We start from the raw sequence: 17516 nt of genomic DNA, 5'->3' as shown, positions 1-17516 counted from the left end.
TTTCCCCGTACGGGATCAGGGCAGTTCGTAGTTCTCGTTCAGGGCCGCGCCGCGGTCCGGCTTGTACTGGTCGAAACCGCGCGGGTCACACTGCAGCCCGCCGTTGATGCAGTGCGTGACGAGCGCGTTGAGCGTCGGGGCGTCCCACGCGTTGTAGAAGTCGTAGTGGAACGAGTAGCCACGCCCGCTCGCCAGCCGCACGTTGGCCATGTTCCCGCTGACCGGGAACGCCATCTTGAACTCGATCATCGGTACGGCCACCGGGTGGCTCGCCGGGCAGACGCCCACGACCGGGTACGCCATGTGGCTCTTGTGGTCCGGCGTGTCCAGGTGGATGCCGTCCCAGCAGCTCGGCGCCTGGTACCGGATGTTGAGCTGGCTGCCGTTCACGCAGTTCGCCGGGAAGTCCCAGTTCCGTACGCTGTCGCCGCACTCCCAGCCCTCGACGGCGCCCGGGGCGTTCTTGAACTCGTCGAGCGTCGCGGACGGGCTGCCCACGACGTACCGCAGGCCCGGCGGGGACGGGCGCACGCTGCGGTAGTCGATGACGCCGCTCTTGTAGTAGATGACCTGCCGGCCCACCGGCTGCACGGCGGTGTCACCGTTCAACAGCGTCGGCATCCAGTAACCCGTCTTGTCACCCGGCGTGATGCACGAGGTCTGCCCGGCCTGCAGGCTCGCCAGCGTCGTGGCCGCGTTCGTGGTGGTGTTGCCCATGAACGTGTGCGAGTGCGAGGCGCCCGGCATGTTCGGGAAGACGATCGGGTCGTCCGGCAGGTTCGACCGGCTCACCGAGCAGTTCGCCTGGAACTCGTGGTGCGTGGTCGGCGGGTTCGTCGCGGGCGGGACGGCGGTGGACGGGACCACGCCGGTGACGGGCGGGTTCGCGTACACGTAGCCGTCGCCGTTCGGAGGTGTGGTCGTGGACGCCGTGCCGTACACCTGGAACTCGTACAGCGAGTAGCCGTAGCCGGTGCCGCGCTGGGTGCCGTACATGCGCACGTACCGGCCGCTGCCGTTGACCGTCAGCGACTGCGTGCCGCCCGTACCGTTCGCCGTGCTGTAGATGCTCGTCCAGGTGTTGCCGTCCGGGCTGGTCTGGATCTGGAAGGCCTTGGCGTACGCGGCCTCCCACTGCAGGACGACACGCGAGACGGTGGCCGTGCCGCCGAGGTCGACGCGCAGCCACTGCGGGTCGGCCCACTGGCTGCCCCAGCGCGTCTCGGCACGCCCGTCGACCGCGGCGGCGGCCGGCGACTCGCCGTTCTCCAGCGACGAGGCGAGCGCGGGGCGGCCCTGTGACAGCAGGGTGTCGGCCGCGTGCGCCTGCTGGACGCCGACCGCGAGCAGGGAGCCCGCCACTACGGTCGCGCCTAGCGGGGCGAGCAGCCGCCTGAGCTTTGTTCTCATGGGATCTCCAGGGGGTGGGGACGGGTACGCCGCCGCGGCCGGACCGGCAGGGCCCGGACACGACGGCATCGAGCCCGGCGGGGTCCGGGCACGACCGTGCGGCGCCGGGCAGGGGTGCGGGGACACCCGGTACGCGGCGGGGACAGCGGTTGGAGAGCGCTTTCCGAAGTCTTACGCTCCGGGCGCACGGACGTCAATACGCGGTGCCGGTTCCGGAACCTTGGGGGGCACGGCTTTGCCCGCAGGGCCGGCTTCCGGGCAGGGCCCAGCTTTTCCAGCAGGCCCAGGTCTTCCAGCAGGCCCAGCTCTTCCAGCAAGCCCGGCCTCTTCCGCGGACCCGATCTCCCGGCGACGCTATTTCCTGGCGAGCCCTGCTGCTCGCGCAGGGCGTGATTCACGCTGCAGGGCCCGGCTCGCCTGTGCAAGGCATGACTCACCGTGCAAAGCCCAGCTGCCCCGCACCAAGCCTGACTCGCCCCGCAAAGCCCAGCTGCCCCGCGCCAAGCCTGACTCGCCTCGCTAAGCCCCGCAGCCCGCGCCAGGCGCGACTCCTCGCAGGGTCCGGCTCCCTCGGGAGGCGCCAGTCGGCCACGCTCACCTCGGAGAGCGCTCTCCAGCTGTGCTATAAAGCTTGCATGCAGACCCGGAGCCCGGCCCGATGACCGCCACGAGCGGGCGCGTGCCCGTCGGGGAGCGGCTGCCGACCCTGGAGGATGTCGCCCGGATCGCCGGGGTGTCCCGAGCCACCGTCTCCCGTGTGATCAACGGGATCCGCAACGTGGACCCCCAGCTGCACAAGATGGTGTGGGACGCCGTGGACCGCACCGGGTACGTGCCCAACCGCCTGGCCCGCTCCCTGGTCACCCGGCGCACCGGGACGATCGCGCTGGTCGTGTCGGACTCCGAGTCGCACGACGACGACCCGTTCATGGGGCGGTTCTTCGCCGACCCGTACTTCGGCCGGGTCGTCGGCGGGCTGATGAGCGTGCTGCGGGCGGCCGGGATCCAGCTGGCGCTGCAGATCGTCGGCACCGAGCAGCAGCGCACCCGGCTCGTCGGGGATCTGCGGCACGGGCAGGCCGACGGCGTCGTGGTGCTGTCGCTGCCGGGGCACGATCCGCTGCCCCGGATGCTCACCGACGCCGGTGTGCCCGCGGTGATGATCGGGCGGCCGGCTGAGCCCGTACCCATCAATTATGTGGATCTCGCCAACGACACCGGGGCGTCCCTCGCGGCCGACCACCTGGTCGGCCGGGGGTGTCAGCTCGTCGGGATGATCTCCGGGCCCGCGGACGTCCCGGCGAGCAGTGACCGGATCGCGGGTTTCCGGCGCTCGATGGCCCGGCACGGGCACGCGTGGGTTCCGCAGGTCACCGGCAACTTCACCCAGGAGAGCGGCGAACGGGCGATGCACGAGCTGCTCGCCGCCCACCCCGCGCTGGACGGCGTCTTCGTCGCGAACGACCTGATGGCGCTGGGCGCCCTGCTCGCGCTGCGCGCGGCCGGCCGGGACGTGCCCGGGGACGTCGCGGTGGTCGGGTTCGACGACAGCAGCGCGGCCGTGGCGGCGAACCCGGCGCTCACGACGATCCGCCATCCGCTCGAGGACATGGCGGCCGAGGCGGCACGGCTGCTGATGACCCGCATCGACGACGCGGCCATGCGGGTGTCGTCGGTGATCTACGAGCCGACGCTGGTGCGGCGCCAGTCCGCCTGAGCGTCCCGCCCGCCACCGTCAGCGCGGGCAGCACCATCCGGGTGCCGCCGAGCCCGAGCAGCCGCCCGTCCGCCAGGTCACGGCCCCGGGTGAGGGCGAAGGCCACCACGGCGACGAGCGGGACGTGGATGGTCCACCGGGCCGGGTACGTGCTGGTCTTGGCTGTCATCCGCCAATCCCTGCCAGACGAACCGGGCCTATCGCCCGAGACCGGCCTCTCTCGCCCGCACGATCGCCTCGGCGCGGTCGGCGACCTGGAGCTTGGCGAAGACGTTCGAGACGTTGTTGCGGACCGTCTTCGGGGACAGGTACAGCGCCGCCGCGATCTGGGCGTTGGACCGGCCCGCCGCCAGCAGTTCGAGTATCTCCCTTTCCCGGGCCGTGAGCTGGGGAAAGGCGGTGGTGGGCGTCGGCGGGCCGGCCGCGAAGAACTGTGCGATGCGGGCCGCGAGGGTGGCGCCGAAGACCGCGCCGCCGGACGCGACCGTGGTGATCGCGCGGACGATCTCCTCCTGCTCGGCGCCCTTCACGAGGTAGCCGCGGGCGCCCGCGCGGACCGCCGCGAACACCGTGCCGTCGTCCTCGCTCATGGTGAGCACCACGATGCCCACGCCGGGCGCCTCGGCGGCCAGCCGGCGGGTGGCCTCGACGCCGTTCAGCTCCGGCATCTGCACGTCCATCACGACCACGTCGGGCCGCAGCCGGGTCGCCTCGGCGACCGCCTCGGCGCCGTTGGCGGCCGTGGCGACCACCTCGATGCCGTCGACGGAGGCGAGCAGCATCGCCAGCCCGTCCCGGAAGATCGGGTGGTCGTCGGCCACGACCACCCGGATCGCCTCAGCCATGCGCCACCTCCAGTCCCAGCGGCAGACGGGCCCTGACCAGCGTGCCGCCGCCGTCCGGGCACTCTATCCGGCAGTCCCCGCCCAGCTCCGCGGCGCGCTCGCGCAGCGACACCAGGCCCACCCCGCTGGGCGTACCGGCGGGGATGCCCGCGCCGTCGTCGGCGATCTCCACGACCAGGTCGCCCGCGGCGCGGGACAGCAGGACGCGGGCCGAGGTCGCGCGGGAATGCTTGGCCACGTTCGTCAGGGCCTCCGAGACGATCCGGTACGCCGCGACCTCCACCGCCGCGGGCAACCCGTCGAGGTCGTCGCCGTCGACGGTGACGGTCAGGCCCGGTGCGCGGAGACGTTCTGCCTGCTGGCGTACGGCGCCCAGCAGCCCGACGTCGTCCAGGGCCGGCGGGCGCAGGTCGTGCACCAGCCGCCGGACGTCCGCGACCGCCGTGGTGACGTCCTCGCGCGCCTGGCGCAGCAGCTTGTCGGCCTCCTCGGGCTTGCGTGTGGCCAGGTTCCGCGCGGCATCGATGCGCAGGCCCACCCCGCCGAGCGTCGGCCCGAGACCGTCGTGCAGGTCGCGCCGCAGCCGCCGGCGTTCCTCCTCGCGGGCGGCGACGATGCGCTCCCGCCCGCGCTGCAGCTCCCCGGCCAGGTACGCGGTCCGCGCGGCGATCGCGGCCTGCCGCACCATGTCCCCCAGCAGCCGCTGATCACGGGCCGACAGCGACGCCCGCTTCGACGGCAGCAGCAGCCGGCCCACGGTCTCACCCCGGTACGCGATCGGCAGCACCTGCACGCCGTCCGGGGCGGTGCCGTACGTGGCGACCACGCTCTCGCCGCCGGGCCGGTCCACCTCGACGGCCACGTACGGCACCCGGAACGCGGCGGCGACACCGCGCGCCACGGCGACCAGCTGCTCCTCCGGGCTGTCGCGGTGTTCGAGCTGCTCGGCCAGGCCCGCCACCACGGCGTACGGGTCGTCGCGGCGGCCGAGCACGAGCCGCCGTACGAGCAGCCACAACCGCTGGCGCAGCGGCCCGTAGACCGCGGTGACCAGCAGCAGCGCGAGGACGGCCGCGTCGCGTTCGGCCAGCCGCCCGCCGAGGACCGCGCCGGCGACGCCGAGCACGCAGGCGTCGACGAGCAGCACCGAGACGGCCATCGCGGCGTACAGGACCGTGCCGCCCAGGAGCCGGTCGATGTCGACGGCCTGCGGGGCGATGATGCCGATCGCCAGCGCGACGCCGGTCAGTGCCACCGCCGTGGTCAGCGCGACGGACGTCCAGCCCTGCGGCAGCACGGTGGTGGAGAGCATCACCAGCACGTCGACCAGGGCGGCCCAGAGCAGCCAGCGCATCCGGGCGCGGCGGCGGGCGTCACCGGCGGAGCGGCGGTAGCGGCCGACGACCACCGCGAACGGTACGACCAGGCTGACGGGTACGAGCGCCCCGGCCACCGCGAGCAGCACCCGCCACACCCCGTCGGGCAGCGGGAGGCTCGCCGGGTCGAGGTCGAGCCCGGCGAAGGGCGCCGGCAGCGGTCCGCCCGCATCGGCCTGCGCGATGCCGGAGGGCGCGAGCAGCAGCACGATCGGCAGCAGGGCGGTGCTCGCCAGGCCGGCGATCGACGCCGCCCGCCAGCGCCCGCGCGGCAGCCGCCCGTCCGGGTAGAGCAGGAGGATGAGCGGCAGCGACAGCAGCAGCGCGGCGCCCAGCCGCTGGTAGATCCAGAACGCCGCGGCGGCGCCGGGCCGCGCCGGGTGCTGCAGGGTGGCGTACGCCAGCCACGCGCAGGCCAGGCCGTCGTACGCCCAGTGCACGCCGGTGACGACGAGAACCCACGCGACAGGGTGCCGGGGGAAGCGGCGCAACAGCAGCGCGCCGGGTACGGCCAGAGCCACCCCGGACACCGCGGCGACCCAGCCCAGGTCCAGCCGGGTGACCGCGCGGTGCGACGCGGGTACGGCGGCGTCGAGGGTGGCCGCGCCGGCGAGGGCGGCGAGCGTGAGCGCGACGGCGACGACGCCCACGACGGTCGGGGCGGTGCTGCGGCGCGCGGGTGCCTGCGGTGTCACGCAGGACATCGTCGCAGCGCAGGTGTCCCGTGGGCCCGAGGACCGGTGTCCCGGGTTTTCCGGGACATCCTTCGGGACGGCGGCGGGGGCGCGCGGCCCTGCCGGCCCGGGACGCGTCCCCGGAAGAGTTCTCCCCGTCACCGACGATCACCACTTCCGCAGGGAGAACGACATGAGCATCACCACCACGCCGGCCCCGGCCCGCACCGACGCCGCCGCCCCGGCGCCGGCCGCCGCGACCGCCGGGCAGGCTCGCCGGACCGGGTTCGCCGTCGCCGGCGGCGCGCTGATCTGGGCCGCCGCGATGGCCGCGTTCAGCCCGCAGGCCACCGACAACCTCAGCATCACGGTCAACGACCTGGGCGCGCTGCCCTTCCAGGCCTCGCTGTTCGCGCTGGTCACCCTTCAGCTGCGGACGGCGGCCACGGGTAGGTCCCGGGTGGCGCGCGGCATGCTCCGGGCCGAGTACGTGCTGCTCACCCTCGCCACCGTCTGGACCGTCGCCCACGGGTTCGTGCCGGCGTTCCGCGACGACGCCTGGCTCAGCGTGCTGGACGCGTTCTGGCCGCTGTCGATGCTCGGCATGTTCATCATCGGGGTGAAGATCGCTTTCGCCGGCCGATGGACGGGCCTCGCCCGCGTCTGGCCGCTGGTGGCGGAGAGCTGGGCGGTCGTGACGGTGCCCGCGATGGGCATCCTCGGCGCGACGGCCGGGCGCTTCGTCGGGACCGGGCACCTGCTGATCGGGTACGTCGCCCTGGGCCTCATCCTCGCGCTGCGCCCGCACCTGACCGGCGCCCGCGACTGATCCGGTCCTGGGAGTGACCACTCACGCAGGCTGCAGGGTGCGGAGAGCCGTTCAGGAGCCCCCGGGCGACTGGCTCTCCGCGCCCGGCCTCGGCGTGAGCGACGGTCGGCACCGCCCACCCCGCTACGACATTTTCCTTTTCAAATCTCCCGGCACGGGGAAGATGACGACATGGCCTACGTCTCCACCACCGGTGAGTTCAGCCGCGACCAGCGCTACATCGCCACCCGCATCACCGCCGACGGCCGCGACGGCTACCCGGTCGAACCGGGCCGTTACCGCCTGGTGGTGAGCCGCGCCTGCCCATGGGCCAACCGCGCGATCATCGTGCGCCGGCTGCTCGGCCTCGAGGACGTGCTGTCGATGGGAATCGCGGGCCCGACGCACGACGAACGCAGTTGGACGTTCGATCTGGACCCCGGCGGCCGCGATCCCGTGCTCGGCATCGAACGGCTTCAGGAGGCCTTCTTCAAGCGCTATCCGGACTACGACAAAGGCATCACCGTGCCGGCGATCGTGGACGTGCCGAGCGGCAAGGTCGTCACCAACGACTTCCCGCAGATCACCCTCGACCTGTCGCTGGAATGGGCGGACCACCACCGCGAGGGTGCGCCGCAGCTCTACCCGCCGGAACTGCGCAACGACATCGACGCCATCAACAAGCACGTCTTCGCCGACGTCAACAACGGCGTCTACCGGGCCGGCTTCGCGGGTTCCCAGGAGGCGTACGAGAAGGCGTACCACCGCCTCTTCGACCGGCTCGACAAGCTCTCGGACCTGCTGTCGACGCAGCGGTACCTGGTCGGCGACACGATCACCGAGGCGGACGTACGGCTGTTCACGACGCTGGTGCGGTTCGATCCCGTGTACCACGGCCATTTCAAGTGCAACCGCAGCAAACTGACGGAGATGCCGGTGCTGTGGGCGTACGCCCGGGACCTGTTCCAGACGCCCGGCTTCGGCGACACGATCGATTTCGTGCACATCAAGCAGCACTATTACGAGGTCCATCGCGACATCAATCCGACGGGGATCGTGCCGGCCGGGCCGGACCTGGGGAACTGGCTGAGCGAGCACGGTCGGCAGAAATTGGGCGGGCGGCCGTTCGGTGACGGCACTCCGCCTCCGCCGCCGAAGCCGGAAGAGGTCGTGCCGGAGGGGCACGGCGTTTCCTGAATCGCTCTCCGCGCGTTTCTCGACGCCCGGCCCGGGTGCCGCCCGGGCGGCTGGTGGACGCTAGCTCGGAGATCAGATGCCGCGGGGGCGAGGGCTCCGCGGGGCGGTCCGCCAGTGGCTTCTGCTTGCCCGCCGGCAGGTGGGCTGCAGGCGCCGCTGCTCGGCGAGGGCCGCCCCGACAGCCTGGTCGACGACCTCCCGGCCCTTCTTCGTCAGCTGGACCTGGACGCTGCGCCGGTCCGCGGGCGACGGCAGCCGGACGACCAGCCCGGCCCGTTCCAGCCGGTCGGGCCAGGCGGTCGTGCCGCCGGCGCTGTCGCCGCTGTCGCCGCTGTCGCGACGGCGCTCGGCCGGATGGCGCTCGGGCGGGCGCTCACTGCCGCGCAGGTGGCCGGCATGGCGGTGGCCTTCGGCGCGGTGGTGGTGGGAGCGTCGGGCCGGCCGGGCGTTGCGGATGGCCGAACAGACCTGCGCCGCGACCCGTGCGGCCGCCGGGCGGGTCAGCGCAGGTCGGCGTTCTCCACGATCCGCGTCGGGAATCCCGTGCGCGCCGCGCGCAGCATCGCCTTGCCGAGCCGGTCGGTTGTCGTCGCGTACCGCGGGAGGCAACGGACCAGCACCGGGGTGATCGCCTATGCGACCGACCCGCCGGTCACCCCCTTTCAGCCCGTGACCTGGGCCGTCACCCGTCCGGCGGAAAACGTCGTACCCGGCTTCTACAGTGCTCCGGTGTCCGTTGAACGATGGTCCGCAGCCCAGGTCACCGCCGTCGCCCCCGACGCCGGGTCGCTGAAGGGCGCGCGCGGCGTCAGCACCCCGGGGAAGTGGCAGGAGTGCGGCCTCCTCGACGACGTGCTGTGGGGGCTGTGCAAGGGCAGCGGCAAGAATCCGTACCAGGTGTGCGTGGATCTGTCCGGCCCGGCGTTCAAGTGTTCCTGCCCGAGCCGCAAGTTCCCCTGCAAGCACGCGCTCGGCCTGTTGCTGATGTGGGCCGAGGGCGGCACCGTCGATCCCGCCGCGCCACCACCCGCGTTCGTCACGGAATGGCAGGCCGGCCGGGCCGCGCGGGCGGCGAAGGCAGCCGCGCCGAAAGCCGCGGGGCCGGCCGATCCGGCCGCCGCCGAGAAGCGGGTCCGGCAGCGGGAGGACCGGGTCGCCGCCGGCATGGCCGAGCTCAGCCGATGGCTCGACGACCAGGTGCAGCAGGGGCTGGCGGCGGCCGAGCAGGCCGGTCACCGGCCGTTCGACACGATGGCCGCCCGCCTCGTCGACGCCCAGGCCCCGGCCGCCGCCTCCGCGGTGCGCCGCCTGGGCAGCGTGGCCGGCATCGGGCCGTCGTGGGCCGACCGGCTCCTCGGCGACCTCGCGATGCTGCGCCTGCTGGTCGCCGGCCACGAACGCCTCGGCACCCTCCCGCCCGAGCTGGCGGCCACCGTGCGGGCGAGGATCGGCTTCCCCGTCGCCACCGAGGACGTGCTCGCCACGCCCGCCGTGCACGACCACTGGCAGGTCCTCGGGCGGACCGACAGCGACGACGGCACGATCACCACCCGTCGCACGTGGCTGCTGGGCGTCGAGAGTGGACGTTTCGCGCTGCACCTGTCCTTCGCCGCGCCCGGGCAGACCCTCGCGGCCGAGCTCGTGCCGGGCACGTCCTTCGACGGGGATCTGTGCTTCTACCCCGGCGCCGCACCCCTGCGCGCTCTCCTCAAGGACCGGCTGACGCCGCCGCGCCCGACGGCCGCCCCGTCCGGCGCCACGAGCGTCCGGGAGGCGCTGAGCCGGTGGACGGCCGTGCTCGCCGCCGAGCCTTGGCGCTACGACGTACCCATGCTGCTCGAAGGCGTCGCACCCAGCGCGGACGGCCACCTGACCGATGCGGCGGGCGAGTCCCTTCCACTGGCCGCGGGTCACCGGGAGCCGTGGTGGTTGCTCGCCGCTGCCGGCGGTGCGCCCGCGACGGTCGCCGCGGAGTGGACACCCGCGGGGCTGCGGCCGCTCGCGGCCTGGGTCGACGGGCGGTTCGTCCCCGCCGCACCCGGCGTCTTCGACGGCAGCGCGCCCCGCACCCCCGAGCTGCCACCCGACCTGCTGGCCACCGCGCTGGTCGGCACGGCACGACGCCCGTGGACGTCGTCCACAGTAGTTGTCGGCGAGCAACCGCTGACCGTCGGAGCCGGGAGTTCGCTGCTGGAGGCGGCGGCGACCGCGCTCGTCTACCGCCGGGCCGGCACCACGCCGTCCACCGCCCGCCCGTCCGTCGAGCCCTCCCCCGCCGAGACGGACCGGCCGTTGCCGGCCGCCGCGGGCGCGCGGCTGCTGCGGCTGCTGACCGACGGTGGCGCGCCCGGCGGCACCCAGCAGGTTCAGGAGCTGCTCGCCCAGTGGCTCACCGCGGCCGCCGCGCATGGCGGGCACGTGCCCCCGGAGTCGCTGCCGGCGCTGCTCGACGCCGGTCGCCGCAACACCGTGATCCGGCCGGCGATCGGCCGGGTGGCCGGTCAGCGCGGCTCATGGCTGGCCGCCATGCGGCCCGACTGGCGATGGTTGCGCGACGAGGCGCCGGGCACGCCCGTCGCGGAGGACCCGGCGATCTGGGAGACGGGTACGGGCGGGGAACGGCTGGCCCACCTCACGCGGCTACGCGGCGCCGATCCTGCGGCCGGGCTCGCCCTGCTGCGCAGCACGTGGGGCACCGAGGCGGCGGAGGATCGCGCGCGGTTCGTCGGGGCGTTGCGCACCGGGCTCTCCCCGGCCGACGACGAGTTCCTGGACAGCGTGCTGGACGACCGCCGCAAGGAGGTCCGCGAAGCCGCCCTCGACCTGCTGCAACGCCTGCCCGCCTCGGCCCTCGGCCGCCGGATGACCGAGCGGGCCCTGGCAGCGGTCGCCCTCGAGCGCCGTACGTTCGGCCGCGACCGGCTCGTCGTCACACCACCCGCCGAGCTGACCGCCGAGCTGCGCCGCGACGGGGTGGCGGCGCAGCCCTCGCGGGGCACGGGCGTGCAGGCATGGCTGCTGGAGGAGGTGCTTGCGGGCACGCCGCTGGCCGCCTGGACCGAGGCCTTCGGCCGGGACGCCCGGGCCGTCGTGGAGCTCGCGCGCGGCAACGACTGGGAGACGCCGCTGCTGCACGGCTGGGCGAAGGCGGCCATCGCGCAGGGCGACTCGGCGTGGGCCGCGGCGCTCGTGCGCAACGACGCCCGGGAGGACACCGCCGGGCTGCGCGAGGCGGTGCGGTGGGACCTGCACCTGCTGCTGCCCCCGGCCGACCTCGCCCGGATCGCCGCCGACTTCCTGCGCCGGGAGGACCACCTCGCCCACCGGCTGCTCGCCGTCCATCCCGGCGTGTGGCCCGACGAGCTGGCCGTCGCCGTCGTCGAGACCATCGCGCACCGGGCCCGTACCGACCGGCACAGCTGGCAGCTCGCGGAGCTGTGCCGGGCCGCTGCGCTCGCCATGCCGCCCGCGTACGCGAGACACCTCGCCGCGCTCGCAGCCCAGCTCGACCAGGACTCCGCCGACCCCTCGCGGGTACGGCCGGTGGCCGAGCTGGCCCGCATCCTCACCTTCCGCCACGAGATGCTCCAGGAGTTCCAGTGACCGACCGCACCGAACAGCACCTCCCGCAGGCTCCCGCCGCGGAGAACCGGGAGGACGCGTCCGGCGAGCACGGCCCGACGGCTCTGCGCCCGCACGCCGAGGACCAGTACGCCGACGAGCTGGCCCTGCTCGCCGCGACCGACGAGCGGCCCCGTCCGCCCGGCTGGCGGCTGTCCCCGCAGGCGGTCGTGACGTACCTGCTCGGCGACGGCGCGAAGATCACCCCGAAGTACGTGGGCCCGCGGCGGCTCATGGAGGTGGCGGTCTCCACACTGGTCACCGACCGCGCGCTGCTGCTGCTCGGCGTGCCCGGCACGGCCAAGACCTGGGTGTCCGAGCACCTCGCCGCGGCCATCAGCGGAGACTCCACCCTGCTGGTGCAGGGCACGGCGGGCACGGCCGAGGAAGCCATCCGGTACGGGTGGAACTACGCCCGCCTGCTCGCCGAGGGCCCGTCCGAGGCCGCCCTGACGCCCAGCCCGGTCATGCGCGCCATGCAGACCGGCGCGATCGCCCGCCTCGAAGAGCTCACCCGCATCCCGTCCGACGTGCAGGACGCGCTCATCACGATCCTGTCCGAGAAGACCCTGCCGGTGCCGGAGCTCAACACCGAGATCCAGGCCCGGCGCGGCTTCAACCTCATCGCCACCGCCAACGACCGCGACCGCGGCGTCAACGAGCTGTCCAGCGCGCTGCGCCGCCGCTTCAACACGGTCGTCCTGCCGGTGCCCGCATCGGCCGACGACGAGGTCGAGATCGTGGCGCGCCGGGTCGCCCAGATGGGCCGCTCGCTCGACCTGCCGGAGGTGCCGGCCGCGCTGGAGGAGATCCGCCGCGTGGTGACGGTCTTCCGCGAGCTGCGCAGCGGCATGACCGAGGACGGCCGCACCAAGCTCAAGTCCCCGACCGGCACGCTCTCCACCGCCGAGGCCATCTCCGTCATCACCAACGGTCTCGCCCTGGCCGCCCACTTCGGCGACGGCAACCTGCACCCGCGCGACGTCGCCGCCGGCATCCTCGGCGCGGTGGTCAAGGACCCGGTGTCGGACAGCGTGGTGTGGCGCGAATACCTCGAGACGGTGGTCCGCGAACGCACCGACTGGCGCGACTTCTACCGCGCGGCCCGCGATGCCTGAGGCGTCCCCGCCCACCTCGCCCGTCGACACGCAGCCCGCGACCGGTGAGCGAGCCGCTCCGCCCCCGAGCGCGCCACCCACCGCCGGTGAGCGATCCGCTCCGCGCCCGGGCGAGCGACCCGCTCCACTCCCGAGCGCGCCACCCGCGGCCGGTGAGCGGCTCTACGGCATCCGGCACCACGGGCCCGGGTCCGCCCGCGCCGTCGTCGCCGAGCTGGAGCGGCAACGCCCGTCGATCCTGCTCGTCGAGGGCCCGCCGGAGGCCGACGACCTGGTGCGCTGGGTCGCCGACGAGGGCCTGCAACCGCCGGTCGCCCTGCTCGGCTACGCGGCGGACGACCCGCGGCGCTCGGCGTTCTGGCCGTTCGCCGTGTTCTCCCCGGAATGGCAGGCGATCCGGTGGGCGGTGACGAACGGCGTGCCGGTCCGGTTCTTCGACCTGCCGTACGCGTACCGGCTCAGCGACGCCCGCACCCCGGACACCCCGCCGGCCGCCGGACCACCAGACCGCCCTCCCGCCTCCCCGCCGGCCGCGGGAGCGCCGGACGAGCCCTTCGTCCAGCCGGCCGCCGGACCGCCGGGCTCGGCGGACCACACTCCCGCCTCCCTGCCGGACGGCGGGCCGCAGCAACCGGCGAACAGCGCGCCGCCGCAGCCGGCGGACAATTTGCCGTCCGATGTGGATGGTCCGGAGGCCGCCGGCGAGCGGTCGCCGGCGCGCATGCGGCCCGTCGATCCGATCGGGGAGCTGGCCCGCGCCGCCGGGTACGACGACCCGGAGCGGTGGTGGGAGGACGTGGTCGAGCACCGGGGCATGCCCGCTTTCGAGGCGATCGCGGAGGCGATGACCGCGATCCGGGAGTCGTCGCCCGAGGATCCCGAGGATCTGGTGCGCGAGGCGTACATGCGGACCGTGCTGCGGGAGGTCCGGCGTACCCACGAGAACATCGCCGTCGTGTGCGGTGCCTGGCATGTGCCCGCGCTGGCTCGCAAGGTGCCGGTCAAGGACGACGCCGCGCTGCTCAAGGGGCGGAAGAAGACCAAGGTCACGTTCACCTGGGTGCCGTGGACGTACGGGCGGCTCGCCTCGTGGTCCGGCTACGGGGCCGGGGTGCGGTCGCCGGGCTGGTACCACCACCTGTTCGCCAACGCGTCCGACGTGGTGCCACGGTGGCTGGTGGACGCCGCGGGCGTGCTGCGGGCCGAGGGGGTGCCGACCTCGTCCGCGCACGTCATCGAGGCGACCCGGCTGGCCGAGGCGCTCGCCACCCTGCGCGGCCGGCCGCTCGCCGGGCTCGCCGAGGTCACCGAGGCCGCCGAGGCGGTGATGTGCGACGGGGAACCGCTGCGCACCGAGCTCATCGGGCGGCGGCTCGTCGTCGGGGAGCGGCTGGGCGCGGTGCCGGACGACATGCCCGCCGTACCGTTGGCGAAGGACCTGGCCGCGCAGCAGCGGGCCGTACGTCTCAAGCCGGAGGCCCTGGAGCGGTCGCTCGAGCTGGACCTGCGCCGCGACATCGACCTGGCACGCAGCCGGCTCCTGCACCGGATGCGCGCGATCGGCGTGCCGTGGGGCGAGCCGGACACCGCGCGGCGCGGCACCGGCACGTTCCGGGAGCAGTGGCGGCTGCGGTGGCTGCCCGACTTCGCGGTGCAGCTGGTCGAGGGCAGCATGTACGGCACCACCGTGGCGGCCGCCGCGACCACGAAGGTGACCGACGCCGCCCGCGACGCCGCGACGCTCGGGGACGTGACCGCGCTGGTCGAGGTGTGCCTGCTCGCCGACCTCGCCGACGCGTTTCCGCCGGTGCTCGCCGCGCTCGACGCCCGGGCCGCGCTCGACGCCGACCTGAACCATCTGATGGCGGCGATCCCGGCGCTCGCCCGGACGCTGCGGTACGGCGACGTGCGCCGTACCGATGTCGCGGGCCTGGAATCGGTGGCAGCCGGCCTGCTCACCCGGGTCTGCGCGGGTCTGCCCGCGGCGGCCGGCTCCCTGGCCGACGAGGCCGCGAAGGAGCTGCGCACCCACATCGACGGGGTGCACCGGGCCGTCGGCCTGCTCGACGACGACGACCTGCGGGAACGCTGGCTGGTCACGCTCGCGTCGGTGTCCGGCCGCGCCGACCTGCACGGGCTGCTCGCCGGCCGGCTGACCCGGCTGCTGCTCGACGCGGGCCGGCTCGACGCCGCCGAGGTGCGGCGGCGGCTGCGGCTGCCGCTGACGATCGGCACGCCGCCCGCGCACGGCGCCGCGTGGGTGGAGGGCTTCCTGTCCGGCGGCGGGCTGCTGCTCGTGCACGACGACGCGCTGCTGGCGCTGCTCGACGAGTGGCTCGCCGACATCCCGGCGGACGCCTTCGACGACGTGCTTCCGTTGCTGCGCCGCACCTTCGGGGCGTTCGCCACCGGTGAGCGCAGGGCGATCGGTGAACGGATCGCCGGCGGCACGGGCCGCGGCGACGAGCAGCCGGTGGAGCTCGATCACGAACGGGCGGCGCGCGTGCTGCCCACCCTGAACATCCTGTTCGGCAGGGAGGTCGGATGACGGACATCGACGACCCGGCGCGGCGGGAGCGCCTGCGCCGGTGGCGGCTCGTGCTGGGCGGCCCGGCCGACGAGTCCCTGGGTACGGCGGAAGGCCGCGACGCGCAGATGGACGCCGCGCTGGCCGCCCTCTACGACGGTACGGGCGAGAACGAGGGCGCCCGTACGTCCCGGTCCGCGGGGCTGGGCGGGTCGGCGCCCAAGGTGGCCCGCTGGCTCGGCGACATCCGCGAGTACTTCCCCAGCACCGTCGTGCAGGTCATGCAGGCCGACGCGATCGAACGCCTCGACCTGACCCGGCTGCTGCTCGAACCGGAGATGCTCGAGGCGGTGGAACCGGACGTCCACCTCGTCGGGACGCTGCTGTCGCTCAACCGGGTCATGCCGGAACAGACGAAGGACGCGGCCCGCCAGGTGGTCCGCCGGGTCGTCGCGGACCTGGAACAGCGGATCAGCCAGAAGACCCGCGCGGCGATCAGCGGGGCGCTCAACCGCGCGGCCCGGATCAACCGTCCGAAGCTGACGGACATCGACTGGGACCGTACGATCCGCGCCAACCTCAAGCATTACCAGGCCGAGCACCGTACGGTCATCCCGGAACGCCTCGTCGGCTACGGCCGCCGCACCACCGCGATCCAGCGCGACGTCGTCCTCTGCGTCGACCAGTCCGGCTCGATGGCGGCCTCGGTCGTGTTCTCCGGCGTGTTCGGCGCGGTGCTCGCGTCGATGCGGTCGCTGAAGACGTCGCTGGTCGTCTTCGACACGGCGGTCGTCGACCTCACGGACCAGCTCGCCGACCCGGTGGAGGTGCTGTTCGGCACCCAGCTCGGCGGCGGCACCGACATCAACCGCGCCATCGCGTACGGCCAGCAGCTCATCACCCGCCCCCGCGACAGCATCTTCGTGCTGATCAGCGACCTGTACGAGGGCGGCGTCCGCGACCAGATGCTGCGCCGCGTGGCGGAGATGACGGCGGCCGGGGTCCAGGTCGTGGTACTGCTCGCGCTGTCGGACGAGGGCGCGCCGGCGTACGACCACGAGAACGCCGCGGCGCTGGCGGCCATGGGGGTGCCGGCGTTCGCATGCACGCCCGACGCGTTCCCGGATCTGATGGCGGCCGCCATCGAACGGCGGGACCTGATGGCCTTCGCGCAACGGCTCGCTGAGCGATAGGCCGGGCAGATCTCCACGGCGCGTCGGCGCGGGGTGGCCCGGCCCGGCCCGGCCCGCGTCGGGGCGGCGCGGGGCGGCGCAGCGCAGGGCGGCGCAGCGCAGGGCGGCGCAGCGCAGCGGGGGGCGCGGCCAGGGCGGGGCGGCGAAGCGGGAGCCGACAGGGCGCGGCCAGGGCGGGGCGGCGCGGACCGGAGCAGGCCGGGACGGGGCGAAGGCCGGGACGGGGCGAAAGGTGCCGCTATTGCTGGTAGAGCCAGGAGAGCGCGGTGAGGCTCTTCGTGGCGTACTCGTGGCGCCCGGTTTCGAGGCCGTAGGCGAGGTCGGCGATGAGCCCGCACCGCGCGTAGAACCAGATCCGCCGGATCAGGGCCTGATCGTCCCGCGGCGAGGCGGCCGCGAGGGCGGACGGGCCGAGGTCGCGCAGGATCAGGCCGTGGTCCCGGGCCGGGTCGCCCACCGCCGCGTCGCTCCAGTCGATGACGCCGGTCACCGCACCCGTGCCGGGGTCGACGAGTACGTGCTCGATGCCCAGGTCGTGGTGGGAGAAGACCAGCGTCGCCGCGGGCGCCGGCTCGGGGGCGGGCGCGGCCAGGAAGGCTTCGACGGCCGGGCGGTACGCCGCCGGCACCTGCCCCGCGACCGATGGCCACTGCTGCCGCGCCTCTTCCAGCCAATCCTCCGCCGGCGCGTCGTCCATCTCGGCGAAGTCGGCGACTTGCCCGGGCGGCACGGCGTGCAGGGCCGCGAGGAGAGCGCCCAGCCGCGCCGCCACCTCCGGGCAGGGTTGGACGCCGATGAGAGGCACGCCGGGCAGCCGCGGCCAGGCCATGCAGCCACCGGCCGGGTCCACGAAGATGGGACGGGGCACGGGCACCGGCGAGAACCCCGCCACGAAGTCCAACAGCCTCGCCTCCGCTGCCACCCGCCCGGCCCCGGCCGGGTCGCGGCGGAAACGGATCACGAGGTCGCCGTTCACCAGGTACGCGGTGTGCTCCGTTCCCGCGCCCAGCGGCTCCACGGTGGGAAACAT

General features: G+C 74.2%; 11 protein-coding genes. 7 read left to right on the top strand and 4 right to left on the bottom strand.

What is annotated here, in order from left to right; all coding sequences use genetic code 11:
* Window positions 1-15 precede the first annotated feature (15 nt).
* Entirely contained in the window at window positions 16-1410 is a 1395-nt protein-coding gene (locus COUCH_RS12110; protein ID WP_249612179.1) for a DUF1996 domain-containing protein, read from the bottom strand.
* Window positions 1411-2068: 658 nt separating this feature from the next.
* Here COUCH_RS12110 and COUCH_RS12105 point away from each other — a divergent pair.
* Window positions 2069-3127: a LacI family DNA-binding transcriptional regulator gene (locus COUCH_RS12105; protein WP_249612178.1), complete on the top strand. Its 1059-nt coding sequence runs from the start codon at window positions 2069-2071 to the stop codon at window positions 3125-3127.
* A gap of 197 nt (window positions 3128-3324) precedes the next feature.
* Here the strand turns inward: COUCH_RS12105 and COUCH_RS12100 are convergent, their stop codons facing one another.
* Together COUCH_RS12100 and COUCH_RS12095 are read right to left on the bottom strand one after the other, a co-directional pair.
* Window positions 3325-3972 carry a response regulator gene (locus COUCH_RS12100; RefSeq protein ID WP_249612177.1) on the bottom strand — a complete coding sequence of 216 codons (648 nt, stop codon included), beginning with the start codon at window positions 3970-3972 and terminating at the stop codon, window positions 3325-3327.
* A complete protein-coding gene (locus COUCH_RS12095) occupies window positions 3965-6043 on the bottom strand; it encodes a sensor histidine kinase (RefSeq protein WP_249612176.1) in 2079 nt (692 codons plus the stop codon). Before COUCH_RS12095 ends, COUCH_RS12100 begins: the two co-directional genes overlap by 8 nt.
* 172 nt (window positions 6044-6215) lie before the next feature.
* Between COUCH_RS12095 and COUCH_RS12090 the strand changes: the two genes are divergently transcribed.
* The 6 genes from COUCH_RS12090 (at window position 6216) to COUCH_RS12065 (ending at window position 16486) form a co-directional block, all read left to right on the top strand.
* Window positions 6216-6851 (top strand): hypothetical protein, encoded by a 636-nt coding sequence (locus tag COUCH_RS12090; protein ID WP_249612175.1) that lies wholly within the window; start codon window positions 6216-6218, stop codon window positions 6849-6851.
* Between the two features lie 171 nt (window positions 6852-7022).
* Window positions 7023-8027 carry a glutathione S-transferase family protein gene (locus COUCH_RS12085; RefSeq protein WP_249612174.1) on the top strand — a complete coding sequence of 335 codons (1005 nt, stop codon included), beginning with the start codon at window positions 7023-7025 and terminating at the stop codon, window positions 8025-8027.
* Window positions 8028-8141: 114 nt separating this feature from the next.
* Window positions 8142-11630 (top strand): SWIM zinc finger family protein, encoded by a 3489-nt coding sequence (locus COUCH_RS12080; protein ID WP_249612173.1) that lies wholly within the window; start codon window positions 8142-8144, stop codon window positions 11628-11630.
* The gene (locus tag COUCH_RS12075) at window positions 11627-12766 is read left to right on the top strand and encodes an ATP-binding protein (protein WP_249612172.1); all 1140 of its coding nucleotides are present in this window, start codon (window positions 11627-11629) and stop codon (window positions 12764-12766) included. Before COUCH_RS12080 ends, COUCH_RS12075 begins: the two co-directional genes overlap by 4 nt.
* Window positions 12759-15314 carry a DUF5682 family protein gene (locus COUCH_RS12070; RefSeq protein WP_249612171.1) on the top strand — a complete coding sequence of 852 codons (2556 nt, stop codon included), beginning with the start codon at window positions 12759-12761 and terminating at the stop codon, window positions 15312-15314. The genes COUCH_RS12075 and COUCH_RS12070 overlap by 8 nt, the downstream gene beginning before the upstream one ends.
* Window positions 15311-16486: a VWA domain-containing protein gene (locus COUCH_RS12065; protein WP_249612170.1), complete on the top strand. Its 1176-nt coding sequence runs from the start codon at window positions 15311-15313 to the stop codon at window positions 16484-16486. The genes COUCH_RS12070 and COUCH_RS12065 overlap by 4 nt, the downstream gene beginning before the upstream one ends.
* 238 nt (window positions 16487-16724) lie before the next feature.
* Here COUCH_RS12065 and COUCH_RS12060 read toward each other — a convergent pair whose 3' ends face one another.
* Window positions 16725-17516, bottom strand: a complete 792-nt coding sequence (locus COUCH_RS12060) for an aminoglycoside phosphotransferase family protein (protein ID WP_249612169.1) — start codon at window positions 17514-17516, stop codon at window positions 16725-16727.

The sequence above is a fragment of the Couchioplanes caeruleus genome (assembly GCF_023499255.1).
In the GTDB taxonomy this organism is placed as follows: domain Bacteria; phylum Actinomycetota; class Actinomycetes; order Mycobacteriales; family Micromonosporaceae; genus Actinoplanes; species Actinoplanes caeruleus_A.
This window is presented reverse-complemented; position numbering and strand designations above follow the sequence as displayed.